The 15,604-nt window shown below is 67.7% G+C and carries 10 protein-coding genes and 1 pseudogene; 6 read left to right on the top strand and 5 right to left on the bottom strand.

Annotated features, from left to right (window positions below):
* Window positions 1–175: 175 nt before the first annotated feature.
* Both QT196_RS38355 and QT196_RS38350 read left to right on the top strand, forming a co-directional pair.
* Window positions 176–5,344: pseudogene (locus tag QT196_RS38355) on the top strand (polymorphic toxin-type HINT domain-containing protein); the annotation flags it as partial.
* 664 nt (window positions 5,345–6,008) lie between these two features.
* Window positions 6,009–7,142 (top strand): IS30 family transposase, encoded by a 1,134-nt coding sequence (locus QT196_RS38350; RefSeq protein ID WP_290356669.1) that lies wholly within the window; start codon window positions 6,009–6,011, stop codon window positions 7,140–7,142.
* 91 nt (window positions 7,143–7,233) lie between these two features.
* On the opposite strand, the gene QT196_RS38345 is transcribed toward QT196_RS38350, so the two are convergent.
* From QT196_RS38345 to QT196_RS38335, 3 genes are all read right to left on the bottom strand, one after another.
* The gene (locus tag QT196_RS38345; protein WP_290356586.1) at window positions 7,234–7,470 is read right to left on the bottom strand and encodes a hypothetical protein; all 237 of its coding nucleotides are present in this window, start codon (window positions 7,468–7,470) and stop codon (window positions 7,234–7,236) included.
* A gap of 95 nt (window positions 7,471–7,565) precedes the next feature.
* Window positions 7,566–7,688, bottom strand: coding sequence for a hypothetical protein (locus tag QT196_RS38340; protein WP_290356585.1), 123 nt, complete (start codon window positions 7,686–7,688; stop codon window positions 7,566–7,568).
* A gap of 73 nt (window positions 7,689–7,761) precedes the next feature.
* Window positions 7,762–8,181 (bottom strand): transcriptional repressor, encoded by a 420-nt coding sequence (locus QT196_RS38335; RefSeq protein WP_168483353.1) that lies wholly within the window; start codon window positions 8,179–8,181, stop codon window positions 7,762–7,764.
* Between the two features lie 485 nt (window positions 8,182–8,666).
* Here QT196_RS38335 and katG point away from each other — a divergent pair, with 485 nt between their 5' ends.
* The 4 genes from katG (at window position 8,667) to QT196_RS38315 (ending at window position 14,561) form a co-directional block, all read left to right on the top strand.
* Window positions 8,667–10,898 (top strand): catalase/peroxidase HPI, encoded by a 2,232-nt coding sequence (gene katG, locus QT196_RS38330; RefSeq protein ID WP_266737126.1) that lies wholly within the window; start codon window positions 8,667–8,669, stop codon window positions 10,896–10,898.
* A 150-nt stretch (window positions 10,899–11,048) separates the two neighbouring features.
* On the top strand, window positions 11,049–11,492 hold the full coding sequence (locus tag QT196_RS38325; RefSeq protein WP_168483347.1) for a helix-turn-helix transcriptional regulator: 444 nt from the start codon (window positions 11,049–11,051) through the stop codon (window positions 11,490–11,492).
* Window positions 11,493–11,502: 10 nt separating this feature from the next.
* Window positions 11,503–11,922, top strand: a complete 420-nt coding sequence (locus QT196_RS38320; protein WP_168483345.1) for a VOC family protein — start codon at window positions 11,503–11,505, stop codon at window positions 11,920–11,922.
* A 248-nt stretch (window positions 11,923–12,170) separates the two neighbouring features.
* The gene (locus tag QT196_RS38315) at window positions 12,171–14,561 is read left to right on the top strand and encodes an excinuclease ABC subunit UvrA (protein WP_168483343.1); all 2,391 of its coding nucleotides are present in this window, start codon (window positions 12,171–12,173) and stop codon (window positions 14,559–14,561) included.
* A 68-nt stretch (window positions 14,562–14,629) separates the two neighbouring features.
* On the opposite strand, the gene QT196_RS38310 is transcribed toward QT196_RS38315, so the two are convergent.
* Together QT196_RS38310 and QT196_RS38305 are read right to left on the bottom strand one after the other, a co-directional pair.
* Window positions 14,630–15,061 (bottom strand): GNAT family N-acetyltransferase, encoded by a 432-nt coding sequence (locus QT196_RS38310; protein ID WP_168483340.1) that lies wholly within the window; start codon window positions 15,059–15,061, stop codon window positions 14,630–14,632.
* Window positions 15,062–15,198: 137 nt separating this feature from the next.
* The gene (locus tag QT196_RS38305; RefSeq protein ID WP_168483338.1) at window positions 15,199–15,459 is read right to left on the bottom strand and encodes an HPr family phosphocarrier protein; all 261 of its coding nucleotides are present in this window, start codon (window positions 15,457–15,459) and stop codon (window positions 15,199–15,201) included.
* Between the last annotated feature and the right edge of the window lie 145 nt (window positions 15,460–15,604).

Below are 15,604 nucleotides of genomic sequence, written 5' to 3'. Positions count from 1 at the left end.
ACCGATCGGCAACCAACTGACCTGCATAATCACCAAAAACGTCAGCACCAGCTCGGCATCCATGACAGCAGTCGAGCCGCCCACGACAACCCACTGAACGGCAGAGAGTTCGTTACTTACCCACTGACATCACAACGCCGAACTACCACCGACAAAAACCCGCAGATCATCAGACACCGCCTGTGACCAGGGACGGCTCTCCCCCACCTTCTGGACCCGCAAGCGCCTGACGGGGGTGACCACCGAGGTCCTCAAGGACGGTGCCCTCACCCCGGTCGACTCCTGGGCGCTGGCCCACCGCTGGGGCACGGCCGACGTCGACTACCAGCTGGAACTCGAGTCCATCCAGCACACCGGCTACACCGACACCACGCCCCTCACCCTGCCGAAGACCACCTTCGCCTACACCCAGCTCGCCAACCGCCTCGACAAAACCGGCGACGGCTACGCCCCCTACATAAAGGACCGCCTGTCGACCATCGACGACGAATACGGCGGCCAGACCGACGTCAACTACTCCAAGCCCGCCTGCGCGTTCAACAACCTGCCCACCCCGGAGTCCAACACCACCCGCTGCTTCCCCCAGTTCATCGGCGGCAGCTCCAGCGACGACATGGACAAGGAGTGGTTCAACAAGTTCGTCGTCGACTCCGTGACGACCACCGACCGCACCGGGGGCGCGCCGGACCAGGTCACCCGCTACGACTACCTCGATGATGCGGCCTGGCACTACGACGACGATGACGGGCTGACCAAGGAGAAGTCCAAGACCTGGTCCCAGTGGCGCGGCTACGGTCACGTCCGCGTCCGGACCGGCGGCCAGGGCACGGGTGCGGACGCCATGAAGACGCAGGAGGACAGCTACTTCCTGCGCGGCATGGACGGCGACCGCAAGACCGCGAGCGGCGGCAGCAAGGACGTCAAGGTCGCTCTGGAGGACGGTGAGGGAGAGCCGCTCACGGACGACGCCTCGGCGGCCGGCTTTCCCTACAGGACCGCCACGTACTCGGCTCCGGGCGGGAAGGTCCTCACCAAGACCGTCAGCCGACCCTGGCACCACCAGTCGGCGAAGAAGACCCGAGACTGGGGAACGGTCACCGCCAGCTTCAGCGGCACGGCCAGCACCCGCTCCTGGACCTCCCTCGACGACGGCGCCGGCGCGAAGTGGCGCACGACCACCACCGCTTCCACCTTCGACACGGTCGCCGGCCGCGTCACCGAGGTCAGCGACCGCGGCGACGACTCCACCACCAACGACGACCGGTGCACCCGCACCACCTACGCCACCAACACCGACAAGAACATCCTCACCCTGCCCGCCCGGGTCGAGACCGTCGCCACCGAATGCGGCAGCAGCCCGGACCGGTCCAAGGACGTCATCTCCGATGTCCGCACCGCCTACGACGGCGGCAACTACGGCTCCGCGCCCATCAAGGGTGATGCCACCGCCGTCGCCACGCTGAAGAAGCACGACGGCACCACGGCCACCTATCTGGAGACCGGTACCGCCTACGACAGCTACGGACGCCCGGAGAAGGTCACCGATCTCACGGCGAACGTGGTCGCCATCGGTGACAGCGCGCCGACCCGTACCGCCCGCGCCGACGGCCGCACCACCACCACGGTCTACTCCCCGGCCGCCGGCTTCCCGGCCAAGACCGTCGTCACCACACCGCCCGCCGTCGCCAAGGACAGCACCACCGCGCAGACCACCACGACCGAACTCGACCCGCTGCGCGGCCAGCCCCTCGCCATCGTCGACACCAACAGCAAACGCACCACGCTGAAGTACGACGCGCTGGGCCGCTCTGTGAAGGTATGGCTGCCCGACCGCGGCTCCATGCCCACCTACCAGTTCGCCTACTTTGTCGAGGAGGGCAAGCCGACTGCCGTCGCCCAGTACACCCTCAACCCCACCGCCCAGTCGCAGACGGTCTCCTACACCCTGTACGACGGCTACCTGCGCGCACGCCAGACCCAGGCCCCCGGCCCTGACGGCGGGCGGCTGATCAACGACACGTTCTACGACGAACGCGGCCTGGCCGCGAAGGCCTTCGCCCCGTACTACGTGTCCGGGAAGCCTGAACGTGTGCTCTTCAAGCCCGCCGATGCCCTGAAGGTCGAGACCCAGACCTGGAAGACCTACGACGGGCTGGGCCGGGAAACCGAGAGCCGGGACGTCGCCGGAAACGGCGAGGGCGGCAAGGTCCTGGCGGTCACCAAGACACGCCACGGCGGCGACCGAACCACCATCGTCCCGCCAGAAGGCGGCACCGCCACCACCACGGTTACCGACGCCCGCGGCCAGACCACCCAGCTCCTGCAGCACCACACCCGATCCGCCGACGCCCCAGCTGACACCACCCGCTACTCCTACACCCCGGCAGGCAAACTCGAAGGCGTCACCGACCCCGCCGGAAACAAGTGGGCCTACCAGTATGACCAGTTCGGCAACCAGGTCTTGTCCAAAGACCCCGACAAGGGCACAACCAAGGCGGCGTTCGACGACCGCAGCCAGCAGATCTCCAGCGAGGACGCCAACGGAGCCGTGCTGGCCACCGTCTACGACGGCCTCGGACGCAAAACCGAGCTGCACGACAAGACAATCGACGGCCCGCTGCGCGCCAAGTGGGTCTACGACACTGTCACCAAGGCCAAGGGACAGCTCGCCGAATCCACCCGCTACCTCGACGGCAAGCCCTACACCACCAAGGTCACCCAGTACGACGTCCTCTACCGGCCGCAGCGCACCGAGACCGTCATCCCCGACTCCGAGGGCGCACTGGCCGGCACCTACCAGGCCGGCACCTCGTACTACGAGAACGGCTTGCCGAAAGCGCGCAGCTTCTCCCGCATGGGGAACCTTGCCGGCAAGGGGTGGAACTACAGCTACGCCAACGACACCCTGCGGATGACCACCGTCTACGGCGAAGACATCCGCTCCGACGCCACATACACACTCGCGGGCCAGCCCCTCACCTACAAGATCGTCGGAAGCGGCGGCAAGCCCACCCAGGTGACCAACAGCTACGAATTCGGCACCCAGCGCCTGTCGAATTCCCGTGTCGACCGTCAGGACGTCGCCGGTGTCGACCAGTCCGCCACCTACGGCCACGACCCGGCCGGAAACGTCACCTCCCTTTCCGACGTCTCCCGCACCGGCACCGACACCCAGTGCTTCACCCACGACTACCTGCGCCGGCTCACCGAAGCCTGGACCCAGGACGAGAAGACCTGCGCCGACAAGCCCGCCGGCAGCCTGATCGCCGGGCCGGCCCCCTACTGGCAGTCATACGGCTACGACACCGCCGGCAACCGCACCATCCTCACCCAGCACGACCCCACCAGCGACGTGGCCAAGGACACCAAGACCGCCTACCGCTACCCCAAGCCCGGCACACCCCAGCCCCACACCCTCACCTCCATCGACACCACCGGCCCCACCGGCACCAGCACCTCCACCTACGGCTACGACAACACCGGCAACACCACCACCCGCACCCTCCACGGCGACAAACAAACCCTCACCTGGGACATCGAAGATCACCTCACCAAGGTCACCGAACCAGCCGGCGACAAGGGCACCAAGACCACCAGCTACGTCTACGACGCCAACGGCAACCGCCTGATCACCCACACCGATGACCGGACCACGCTCACCCTCGGTGACCACACCGAACTCACCCTCGACAAGGGCGCCGACAAACCCAAAGCCACCCGCTACATCCCCCTCGGCAGCGGCAACCAGGCCGTCCTGGCCGACGACGGCACCTACACCATCACCCTCGCCGACCGCCTTGGCACCGGCCAACTCGCCATCAGCGCCGCCGACCAGACCCTCACCCAGCGCCGCCAACTCCCCTTCGGTGGCCTCCGCGGCACCAAACCCACCAACTGGCCCGGCTCCAAGGGCTATGTCGGCGGCACCGACGACTCGGCGGACACCGGCCTCACCCACCTCGGGGCCCGCGAATACGACCCGGAAACCGGACGCTTCCTCTCCGTCGACCCCGTACTGGACCCGGCCGACCCCCAACAGATCAACGGCTACACCTACAGCAACAACAACCCGCTCACCTTCAGCGACCCCACCGGCCAGCTCTTCGCCGACCCCGATGGCTCCGGACGCGGAACCGGCGTCGTCCACAACCGCCACGGCGGCATGCGCCTTTCCGGCTCCAAGAACTACATCCCCGGCCCCGGCGCCTGCATCCAGCCCTACTGCCACATCCCCTACAACGGACCAACTCGCTACGAAATCTACCCAGGAATATCAGCACCGTTCAGCTGGGGCAAAGCTCCCGAATTGGAGCGGGAGTTCAAGGAGGTCACCAGCCTATTCAAGCCGTGGGGCAATCCGCGCTTCGAAGACGGCCCGCTGGCCGGCGTACGCATCATGCACGCCCTCAGCGAAGCCTGCTATCGGCTCGAGGGCGGCTGCCCCGACGACGTCTACAGCTTCACCAAACACATTGCCATGGCAGGGGTAGCTGCTGTAACCGAAGGAGAACTCCCCGGCAGGATCACCGGGCGTCCCTCCGTCAAGGCCAGCGACTGCTTACACAGCTTCACCCCGGACACCGAAGTCGCCCTCGCCAACGGCAAGCGAAAGCGCATCGAGGACGTAAAAACCGGCGACAAGGTCATAGCCACCGACCCGGCAACCGGCAAAACCACCACCCGCCCCGTCGTCGCCACCATCGTCACCAAGGACGACAAACACTTCACCGACCTCACCGTCAAAACCCCATCCGGCGACTCCAGCATCATCGCCACCGACACACACCCCTTCTGGTCCGTCGACAAGAAGAAGTGGATCAACGCCGGCGACCTGCGCCCGGGCACCGAACTCCGCACCCCCCAGGGCACAACCGCCAAGATCACCACGGTCCGACACTTCCGCAAGCAGCAGCAGACACACGACCTGACTGTCGCCGGCACGCACACGTACTATGTGCTGGCGGGGGCCACGCCGGTCCTGGTTCACAACAGCAACTGTGACGTAATTCTGGGGTCGGGCGAGGGAACTGCTGGCGCCTTGAGGGCTTTCACCTCAACGAAGCCTGAGACTGAGTTCGTGTTCGATTCCGGTGCCGGAAGGTTTCTGGCGGGAGACCGTGAAAGAATTCCCGGAGGCCTCAGCCCCCACGAGCAACTAGCAGAAAAGGCGGGCATGGACAGAGGGACAGTGCTGGGTGGCACACTCTTCCGAGATAACGGCCGCCTAGTGTTCACGGAAAATAGTGGTCACTATGGCCACAGGTGGACGGACGCTACACGCCAGCAGTTCCAGAAGTTTATGGGCGATCAAGGGATTGACTTCGACTACAGGCCGTGGGGTTGAGATGGGAAACTGGACTCCAGTAGTGTATCGGGGAGATGGGGCGTGGATTGGGGTCATGCCCGATGGCCGGATCGGCGTAGGCGTGGAGTCAGAAGGCCGGTCCTCCCTTGAGGGATCGGGATTCGTTCCCATGTGGCCATATTTGGAGCGTGACCTCTCTGCATGCTTGGCCGAATTTTCCCGCTCGTGGGAGCACCTCGGTCAGGGTGGCGTTCCAACCCCTGAGAAGCTCATCGAACTGACAGTGAAAACGGCGTGGAAGTCCGGCCGGCCATACTGGATGGAGCTAGCCGCGATTTGGGCGATCGAGATGGTTCGGCGAGAGGGTTTTGACCGAGAGACCACTCGAATGCTTCTCCTCGAAATGGCCGTCTCGGAGGTGCTGTCGCCAGAATTGCGGGATCGATCTCGGGGCGCTGGCGGGTAGGTGACCCGGTACCCGAAGGGCTCCCAAAACCGGGATTGATCAGCCCTGAGCGCATTTCGAAGCTTTTGCTTCGGAAAACCTGAAGCCCCACCAGAGGTGCTTCGGTTCTAGTGGTCGTTGCAACACCCCAGTTCAAGGGGTGCGATGGGCTTCGAGATCCGCAAGGTCCGTAAGGCTCAGGGGCCTGTGAAGCTCCGAGCCGAGCGGGAGGAATACTTCCGGCTCGTGCAGATGGGGCTGACCAACCGAGAGGCAAGCCGACGCGTCGGCGTCCATGAGCGGACTGGCCGCGAGTGGCGAAACGGCCGCTTGGACCCGAAGCGGCGGCGGGCTCCTGCTCTGCCAGAGCAGGAGCCCGTGCCCACGTCGACGAGGTATCTACGTGAAGACGAGCGCATCCACATAGCCGACCGGCTGCGGGAGAAGGCGTCCGTCCGTGCGATCGCCGCCGAGCTGGGCCGCAGCCCGTCCACGATCAGCCGGGAAATACGCCGCAACGGCCTACCCCTGCGCGGTGACCACGCCCGATGGGCCTACCGCCCCCACGCCGCCCAGCGCCGGGCCGATGCCCGCCGGCCCCGGCCCAAGCCCGGCAAGATCGGCCAGAACACCGAGCTGCGGGACTTCATCCAGGCCCACCTGGTGATGCGATGGAGCCCGGAACAGATCTGTCACGCTCTCCGCAAGAGGTTCCCCGACCGGCCGGAGATGCACGTGGTCCACGAGACGATCTACCAGGCCCTCTACGTCCAGGGCCGCGGCGAACTCCGGCGCGAGATGGCCAGAGCCCTGCGGACAGGGCGGGCCCGGCGCAAGCCGCACCACCAGGCCGCCGCCCGGCAGCCGCGCTTCTCCCACCCCATGGTCATGATCAGCGAACGGCCCGCAGAGGCAGACGACCGCGCCGTGCCCGGCCACTGGGAAGGCGACCTGATCATCGGCAAGGACAGCGCCTCCGCCATCGGCACCCTGGTCGAGCGGGCCACGCGCTACGTCATGCTCGTCCACCTGCCCCAGGGCCGCGGCGCGGAAGACGTCAGCACGGCCTTGCAGACCACCGTCCAGACCCTGCCACGGCACCTGACCAAGTCCTTGACCTGGGACCAGGGCTCGGAGATGGCCGCCCACCACGCCTTCACCGTCGCCACCGACATCCCGGTTTACTTCTGCGACCCGGCCAGCCCCTGGCAACGCGGATCGAACGAGAACACCAACGGCCTGCTGCGGCAGTACTTCCCCAAAGGCACCGACCTCTCCGCCCACGATCCCGAGCACCTGGCCGCCGTCGCCGCCGAACTCAACAGCCGCCCACGCAAAACGCTCGGCTGGGAAACCCCAGCCGAGCGCCTGCATAAACTGCTCGCGTCCTGATCAACACGACCACGTGTTGCAACGACCCCTGGAATCCGCCGGTGACTGGTGGGGCTTCAGGGACATTTGACGGCAGTAGTTGACGGCAACGTCAGCGGACACGTGAGGCGCACGGTGGCGGTTCTGCGCTGTCGGAGCGTGCCGTCTCGGCGCTCTCCCGGCCGACGAGCGTGGTGCCGAGGCCGACGGCATTCTGGTTGGCCTGGTAGTTCTCGTAAAGGCAGATGTATCCGTCGTGACAAGCCCCGATGCCGCTGACGTTGATCCAGGCATCCGCCGGCCGCTGCTCGGCGACTGCGGAGCCGCAGGTGAGCGCAGTCAGGAGCATGGCCCCGGCCGCCACGGCCGTGAAGGAGCGCTTCAACGCTTACTGGGCCGGAGGCGTCGGGATGGCGGTGCAGCAACTCCCGCCCATGGCTGTCGCTACCCGGTCAAGCGGCCTGCCCACGCGTGCATCGCGTGCATCGCGTGCATCGCGTGCATCGCGTGCATCGCGTGCATCGCGTGCATCGCGTGCATCGCGTGCATCGCGTGCATCGCGTGCATCGAGACCCTCCCTGCTGAAGCAACCACCGTGCCTACCGCCGGAGTTGGGGCGTAGGTCAGTGCCCTTGCCCGCTCACGCCCCCGCGGCGCACTCCGGGCACAGCCCGCGGTAAGTGACCTCGGCGGTCAGGACGGTGAAGCCGAAGCGTTCGTGGGTGGGGAGGGCGGAGAGGGGGTCGTCGGTGGGGTGGACGTCTCGGATGGTGCCGCAGGTGGAGCAGAGCAGGTGCTGGTGGGGGCGGTGGGCGTTCGGGTCGTAGCGCTTGGCGCGGGCGTCGGTGGCGACCTCGATCACTTCGCCGAGGGAGACCAGTTCGCCGAGGGTGTTGTAGACGGTCGCGCGAGAGATTTCCGGCAGTCGTGCGGTGGCGCGTGCGAGCACTTCGTCCGCGGTGAGGTGGACGTGCTCGCCGTCGAGTACCTCGGCGACCACCCGGCGCTGGGCGGTCATCCGCCAGCCGCGTCCGCGGAGCCGGTCCAGCAGGTCACTCATGCCCACCAGCCTAACTGTGCGTCGTTGGATGAACGGTTCCGTACGGATCTGACTGTTGTATTGACTTGGACTTGGTCCATCGTAAGATCGGCTCCGGCGGCAGCCAAGGGACAGGACAACAGCAGGGACACGCCCGTGATGCAGGAAACGGGTCCGCTCACCACCGCATCCGGTGCCCTGGTCGCGGACAGTCAGAACAGCGAGCCGGTCGGCGTCGGTGGCACACCTTCGCTCCGGGGTCGGGTCCTGCTGGAGACCCGCACCGGCCGGATCCGCCCTCGCGCCGCGCGGGCCGTGGATGCCGCCGTGCATGCCGGGTGTGCCGCCCACCGCCGAGCCGCATAGGTCGCGCATGAGGCATTGCACAAGCGCTCACCGCACCGCTCCCCCACCCCCACCAGGCCGCCCCCATCGGGCCCCGTGCCCGGCCGTTGACCGTACGCAGTTTCTGAGCAATGTGATCCGCCCAGCCCGGAAGGATTCCCATGTCTGAGAACCACGACGCCCTCGTCACCGACCCCAAGCCCGAGGAGGCAGGCGGCTGCCCGGTCGCCCATGGTCGTGCGCTCCACCCGACCCAGGGCGGTGGCAACCGCCAGTGGTGGCCGGAGCGGCTCAATCTCAAGATCCTCGCCAAGAACCCCGCCGTGGCGAATCCGCTCGGCGAGGAGTTCGACTACGCGGAGGCGTTCCGGGGCCTTGACCTGCCGGCCGTGAAGCGGGACCTCACCGAGGTGCTGACCACCTCCCAGGACTGGTGGCCGGCCGACTTCGGCCACTACGGCCCGTTCATCATCCGGATGGCCTGGCACAGCGCGGGCACCTACCGCATCAGCGACGGCCGCGGCGGCGCCGGAGCCGGCCAGCAGCGCTTCGCCCCGCTCAACAGCTGGCCGGACAACGCCAACCTCGACAAGGCCCGCCGTCTGCTGTGGCCGGTCAAGAAGAAGTACGGCCAGAGCCTGTCGTGGGCCGACCTGATGATCCTGGCCGGCAACGTCGCGCTGGAGACGATGGGCTTCCAGACCTTCGGTTTCGGCGGCGGCCGGGAGGATGTGTGGGAGCCGGAGGAGGACGTCTACTGGGGTCCCGAGACCACGTGGCTCGACGACCGGCGCTACAGCGGTGACCGGCAGCTGGAGAACCCGCTGGGTGCCGTGCAAATGGGTCTGATCTACGTCAACCCGGAGGGCCCAAACGGCACCCCCGACCCGCTCGCCGCGGCCCGCGACATCCGTGAGACGTTCCGCCGGATGGCGATGAACGATGAAGAAACTGTCGCGCTCGTCGCCGGTGGCCACACCTTCGGCAAGACTCATGGCGCAGGCCCTGCCGACCACGTCGGTCCCGACCCGGAGGCCGCCTCGCTCGAAGAGCAGGGCCTGGGCTGGTCCAACACCTACGGCACCGGCAAGGGCGGCGACGCCATCACCAGCGGCCTCGAAGGCATCTGGACGAACACCCCGACAGCCTGGGACAACAGCTTCTTCGAGATCCTCTTCGGCTACGAGTGGGAACTGTTCAAAAGCCCGGCGGGCGCGCACCAGTGGCGGCCCAAGGACGGCGGCGGCGCGGGTACCGTCCCCGACGCCCACGACTCCGCCAAGCAGCACGCCCCCACGATGCTGACCACCGACCTCGCGCTGCGGACCGACCCGGCCTACGAGGAGATCTCGCGCCGCTTCCTGGCGAACCCGGATGAGTTCGCCGACGCCTTTGCCCGTGCCTGGTACAAGCTCACCCACCGCGACATGGGCCCGGCCGTTCGTTACCTCGGTCCCGAGGTCCCCGCCGAGACGCTGCTGTGGCAGGACCCGCTGCCCGCCGTGACGCACCCCCTTGTCGGTGCCGAGGACATCGCCGCCCTCAAGAGCCAGATCCTGGCCTCGGGCCTGTCGGTGTCCCAGCTGGTGTCCGCCGCCTGGGCGTCGGCCTCGACCTTCCGCGGCAGTGACAAGCGCGGCGGTGCCAATGGCGCCCGTCTCCGTCTCCAGCCGCAGAACGGGTGGGAGGCCAACGACCCCGACCAGCTGGCCGCGGTCCTGCGCACCCTGGAAGGCATCCAGCAGTCTTTCAACGGCTCCCACCAGGGCGTCGTCCAGATTTCCCTCGCCGACCTGATCGTGCTCGCGGGCGGCGCGGCCATCGAGCAGGCCGCCAAGAGCGCCGGTCTCGACATCGAGGTCCCCTTCACCCCGGGCCGCACCGACGCCTCCCAGGACCAGACGGATGTGGAGTCCTTCACGGCTCTGGAGCCCGCCGCTGACGGTTTCCGGAACTACGTCGCCAAGGGCAACCGTCTGCCCGCCGAGCACCTCCTGCTCGACAAGGCCAATCTGCTGACCCTCAGCGCGCCCGAGATGACCGTTCTCGTCGGCGGTCTGCGCGTCCTGGGCGCCAACCACCAGCAGTCCTCGCTGGGCGTTTTCACCACCGCTCCCGAGACCCTGACCAACGACTTCTTCGTCAACCTGCTCGATCTGAACACGACGTGGAAGGCGACCTCCGAGGACTCCCACACCTTCGAGGGCCGCGACGCCGCCACCGGCGCCGTGAAGTGGACCGGCACCCGTGCCGACCTCGTCTTCGGCTCCAACTCCGAACTCCGCGCCCTCGCCGAGGTCTACGGCAGCGATGACGCCAGGGAGAAGTTCGTGCACGACTTCGTCGCGGCATGGAGCAAGGTGATGGACCTGGACCGCTTCGACCTCGTCTGAAGGTTCAGAAGGTGATGTCCGGGCCGGCCGGCCCGCAGCACTCCGGCCGGCCCGGACACACCCGTGGAACAACCTCCGGCACGCGGGCGCCCGCCACCCCGCAATCAGCGGCACTGGGCAACCCCGGTGGGGCGTGGCACGATCTCATGAGTGACCAGCAAAGCCGACCCGGCGCAGCAGCTGCGCGATCTCGCGCGGCTGCGCCGTGTGCGGGACCGGATCGACCGTGAGTACGCGCAGCCGCTCGACGTCGAGGCCCTTGCACGCGGCGTGAACATGTCAGCCGGACACCTCAGCCGCCAGTTCAAGCGCGCCTATGGCGAGTCGCCCTACGGCTACCTGATGACACGGCGCATCGAACGCGCGATGGCACTGCTGCGGCGCGGCGACCTGAGCGTCACCGATGTCTGCTTCACCGTCGGCTGCTCGTCGCTGGGCACCTTCAGCAGCCGTTTCACCGAACTGGTCGGCGTGCCGCCCAGTGTCTACCGGCGCCAGGCCGCGCAGGCCACCGCGGGCATACCGTCGTGCGTGGCGAAGCAGATCACCAGACCGATCAGGAATCGAGAAGCGCCGGCTCCGCCCCGGCTCTAGCGTGACTGCCATGGACATCACCATTCACGCAAGCTTCCTCCCGCACAACGACCCGGACGCCGCCCTCGGCTTCTACCGCGACACCCTCGGCTTCGAGGTCCGCAACGATGTCGGCTATCAGGGAATGCGCTGGATCACCGTCGGCCCGGCCGACCAGCCCGGCACCTCCATCGTCCTGACACCGCCGGCCGCCGATCCCGGCGTCACCGATGAGGAGCGCCGCACGATCACCGAGATGATGGCCAAGGGCACCTACGGCGCCATCCTTCTGGCCACCCCTGACCTCGACGACACCTTCACACGGCTGCAAGCGGGCGACACCGAGATCGTCCAGGAACCCACCCAGCAGCCCTACGGCATCCGCGACTGCGCCGTCCGCGACCCCGCGGGCAACCTCATCCGTATCCAGGAGCGGCCCGACGCCGGCTAGTCGTGCGCGCGCTGCCCCCCCCCACGAGCCGGTGTCGGCGCGGACGACGTAGCCGTGGGCGTGGGCGGCGGCACCGGGTCCCCCCAGTGCCGAGCCCGCCCCGGCCGAGTCCGCCCCTGGCCGAGCCCCCAGAAGCCCCACCAGCCGGAACGCAGGAAAACCTCACCACCCCTGCCAGACCGCGCACAGCGATCCACCCCCCGCCGACAACCACCGCCGAAGCGGCCCGCGTAACAGATGGAGACACGATGAGCATGGCCCCGAGGACGGACGCGCAGTCGCCTGCGGCCCACGTCGCCGACCGCCACGATCTGATCCGCGTGCACGGCGCGCGGGTGAACAACCTCAGGGACGTCAGCATCGAGATCCCGAAGCGCCGGCTGACGGTGTTCACCGGTGTCTCCGGCTCGGGCAAGAGCTCGCTGGTGTTCCATACGATCGCCGCTGAGTCGCAGCGGCTGATCAACGAGACCTACAGCGCGTTCGTGCAGGGCTTCATGCCGACGCTGGCGCGGCCCGAGGTCGACGTCCTCGAAGGGCTGACCACGGCGATCATCGTCGACCAGCAGCGAATGGGGGCCGACCCCCGTTCCACGGTGGGCACCGCCACCGATGCCAACGCCATGCTGCGCATCCTCTTCAGCCGACTCGGAAAGCCGCACATCGGCCCGCCCAGCGCCTACGCCTTCAACGTCCCCTCGGTCCGGGCGAGCGGTGCGATCACCGTCGAGCGCGGCGCCAAGAAGACGGTGAAGGCGACCTTTTCCCGTACCGGGGGCATGTGTGTGCGGTGCGAGGGCCGGGGCACGGTCTCCGACATCGATCTGACCCAGCTCTACGACGACTCCAAGTCGATCGCCGAGGGCGCGTTCACCATCCCCGGCTGGAAGTCCGACAGCTTCTGGACCGTGCGGGTCTACGCCGAGTCGGGTCTCCTCGACCCGGACAAGCCGATCCGCAAGTTCACCAAGAAGGAGATGCAGGACTTCCTCTACCGGGAGCCGACCAAGGTCAAGGTCGAGGGGGTGAACCTCACCTACGAGGGGCTGATCCCCAAGATCCAGAAGTCGATGCTGTCCAAGGACAAGGAGGCGATGCAGCCGCACATCCGGGCGTTCGTGGAGCGGGCGGTCACCTTCGCCACCTGCCCCGAGTGCGAGGGCACCCGGCTCAGTGAGGGGGCGCGGTCGTCGAAGATCAAGCGGATCAGCATCGCGGACGCCTGCGCGATGGAGATCAGGGACCTGGCCGCATGGGTCGGCGGCCTTTCCGAGCCCTCGGTGGCACCGCTGCTCACGTCGCTGCATCAGACCCTTGAGTCGTTCGTCGAGATCGGCCTCGGCTATCTCTCGCTCGACCGGGCGGCGGGCACGCTGTCCGGCGGCGAGGCGCAGCGCGTCAAGATGATCCGCCACCTCGGCTCCTCGCTCACCGACACCACCTATGTCTTCGACGAGCCCACCGCGGGCCTGCACCCCCATGACATCCAGCGGATGAACGACCTGCTGCTGCGGCTGCGGGACAAGGGCAACACGGTGCTCGTCGTGGAGCACAAACCGCAGACCATCGCGATCGCCGACCATGTCGTCGACCTCGGCCCCGGTGCCGGGACGGCGGGCGGCACCGTCTGCTTCGAGGGCACCGTCGAGGGGCTACGGGCCGGCGGCACCCTCACCGGCCGCCATCTCGACGACCGGGCGGGCCTCAAGGAGAAGGTGCGGACGCCCACCGGCAGGCTGGAGATCCGCAGCGCGACGACGCACAATCTGCGCGATGTCGACGTCGACGTCCCGCTCGGGGTGCTCTGCGTGGTCACCGGTGTGGCGGGCTCCGGCAAGAGCTCGCTGCTCCACGGCTCCCTCCCGTCCTCGGCAGGGGTGGTGTCGGTGGACCAGGCTCCGATCCGTGGCTCGCGGCGGAGCAACCCGGCGACGTACACCGGGGTCCTCGACCCGATCCGCAAGGCGTTCGCCAAGGTCAACGGCGTGAAGCCGGGGCTGTTCAGCGCCAACTCCGAGGGCGCCTGCCCCACCTGCAACGGCGCCGGCGTCATCTACACCGACCTGGCGATGATGGCTGGTGTCGCCACCACCTGCGAGGACTGTGAGGGGAAGCGGTATCAGGCAGCGGTGCTGGAGTACCGTCTCGGCGGCCGCGACATCAGCGAGGTGCTGGCGATGTCGGTGGCCGAGGCCGAGGAGTTCTTCGGTGCCGGCGAGGCGGGCACACCGGCGGCCCACCGGATCCTGAAGCGGCTCGACGACGTCGGGCTCGGCTACCTCAACCTCGGCCAGCCGCTCACCACGCTGTCCGGCGGTGAGCGGCAGCGGCTCAAGCTGGCCACTCACATGGCCGAGAAGGGCGGCGTCTACGTGCTCGATGAGCCGACCGCCGGCCTGCATCTCGCCGATGTCGAGCAACTGCTCCGTCTGCTCGACCGGCTCGTCGACGCCGGCAAGTCGGTCCTCGTCATCGAGCACCACCAAGCGGTCATGGCGCACGCCGACTGGATCATCGACCTCGGCCCCGGCGCCGGCCACGACGGCGGCCACATCGTCTTCGAGGGCACTCCCGCCGACCTCGTCGCCGCCCGCTCCACCCTCACCGGCGAGCACCTCGCGGCCTACGTCGGCAGCTGACCGGGGCCCCGCGGCTCTCGCGTCTGCCCGGCGTCGCAGCGTCTGAGGCCCAGCCATGGGGGTGGGCCTCAGTGTGCGGGTTTCATGATCATCAAGTGCTCGGGGTCAGGGACCGTGACGAAGCCGACCTTGGCGTAGACCTCGTGGGCATCGAGGGTGGCCAGCAGCGTCCGCTTGAGTTGGTACGGGGCCAGGTGGTCGCGGACCGCGGCAGCGAGCCAGGTGCCGAGACCCTGGCCGCGGTGCGTGGGGGCGACGTAGACATCGCAGAGCCACGCGAACGTCGCCAAGTCGGTGACCACACGTGCGTAGGCGACCTGGGCGCCGCCGGCGTCGTAGAGGCCGAAGTTGAGAGACCCGCGGATGGACTGTTCGACCGTTTCGCGGCTGCGGCCCAGGGCCCAGAACGCGTCGGTCGAGAGCCAGTGGTGCACCAGGTCGATGTCGAGCCGGTCCGGGTCGGTGGCGACCTCGTAGCCGTCTTCCCTGCGAGTGATCATGCTCGTGGATGGTAGAGCTGAGGGGTGCCGCGCAGCCATTGGTTTTGTGGCCTGCGGACGGTTGTTCCGGTGTGGTGGCGGTGTCTCGTGCCGGTCAGGCTGCGTCTCAGCGATCGCCATCGGACGTGCACGGCTTCTCACACGACGACCGACTCGACGAGCTTCGCCATGGCCTCCACGGCCGTCTGTTCATCGTGCCCGTTGGCGACGATGACGATTTCCTTGCCGTGGCTCATCTCCAGCATCTGCAGGCTGAACAGGCTCTTCGCGCTGGCTTCCTTGCCGTCGACCAGGAACCTGATGTCCGAGACGTAGCCCTTTGCTTCCTGTGCGATCCGCGACGCCGGGCGCACCCGCAAGCCGCCCGGCGAAGCGATGGTCACGGTCGTCTCCGCCATGAAAAGACTCCTCAAACCGACAGCTACGTGAGCCGGCGGCGCGATCTGTTCTCCCCCGGTCCGGGCGTATACCGCGTCCGGAGGATGGTCGCCCACCGGGCTCACCCTGGTACGAAGAAGACGGTAAGGCAACTCCGGTGAAACT

Source organism: Streptomyces sp. P9-2B-2 (assembly GCF_030406865.1).
In the GTDB taxonomy this organism is placed as follows: Bacteria; Actinomycetota; Actinomycetes; order Streptomycetales; family Streptomycetaceae; genus Streptomyces; species Streptomyces platensis.
The sequence above is the reverse complement of the archived record's forward strand: the minus strand, read 5'-3'. Positions and strand labels throughout refer to the sequence as shown.

Excerpts from the sequence above, each read along its gene's own strand:
- QT196_RS38345 (WP_290356586.1), bottom strand. The coding sequence starts at position 7,470 with ATGCTCCTGACTGCGCTCACCTGCGGCTCCGCAGTCGCCGAGCAGCGG.
- QT196_RS38340 (WP_290356585.1), bottom strand. The coding sequence starts at position 7,688 with ATGCACGCGATGCACGCGATGCACGCGATGCACGCGATGCACGCGATG.
- QT196_RS38335 (WP_168483353.1), bottom strand. The coding sequence starts at position 8,181 with ATGAGTGACCTGCTGGACCGGCTCCGCGGACGCGGCTGGCGGATGACC.
- katG (WP_266737126.1), top strand. The coding sequence starts at position 8,667 with ATGTCTGAGAACCACGACGCCCTCGTCACCGACCCCAAGCCCGAGGAG.
- QT196_RS38320 (WP_168483345.1), top strand. The coding sequence starts at position 11,503 with ATGGACATCACCATTCACGCAAGCTTCCTCCCGCACAACGACCCGGAC.
- QT196_RS38315 (WP_168483343.1), top strand. The coding sequence starts at position 12,171 with ATGAGCATGGCCCCGAGGACGGACGCGCAGTCGCCTGCGGCCCACGTC.
- QT196_RS38310 (WP_168483340.1), bottom strand. The coding sequence starts at position 15,061 with ATGATCACTCGCAGGGAAGACGGCTACGAGGTCGCCACCGACCCGGAC.
- QT196_RS38305 (WP_168483338.1), bottom strand. The coding sequence starts at position 15,459 with ATGGCGGAGACGACCGTGACCATCGCTTCGCCGGGCGGCTTGCGGGTG.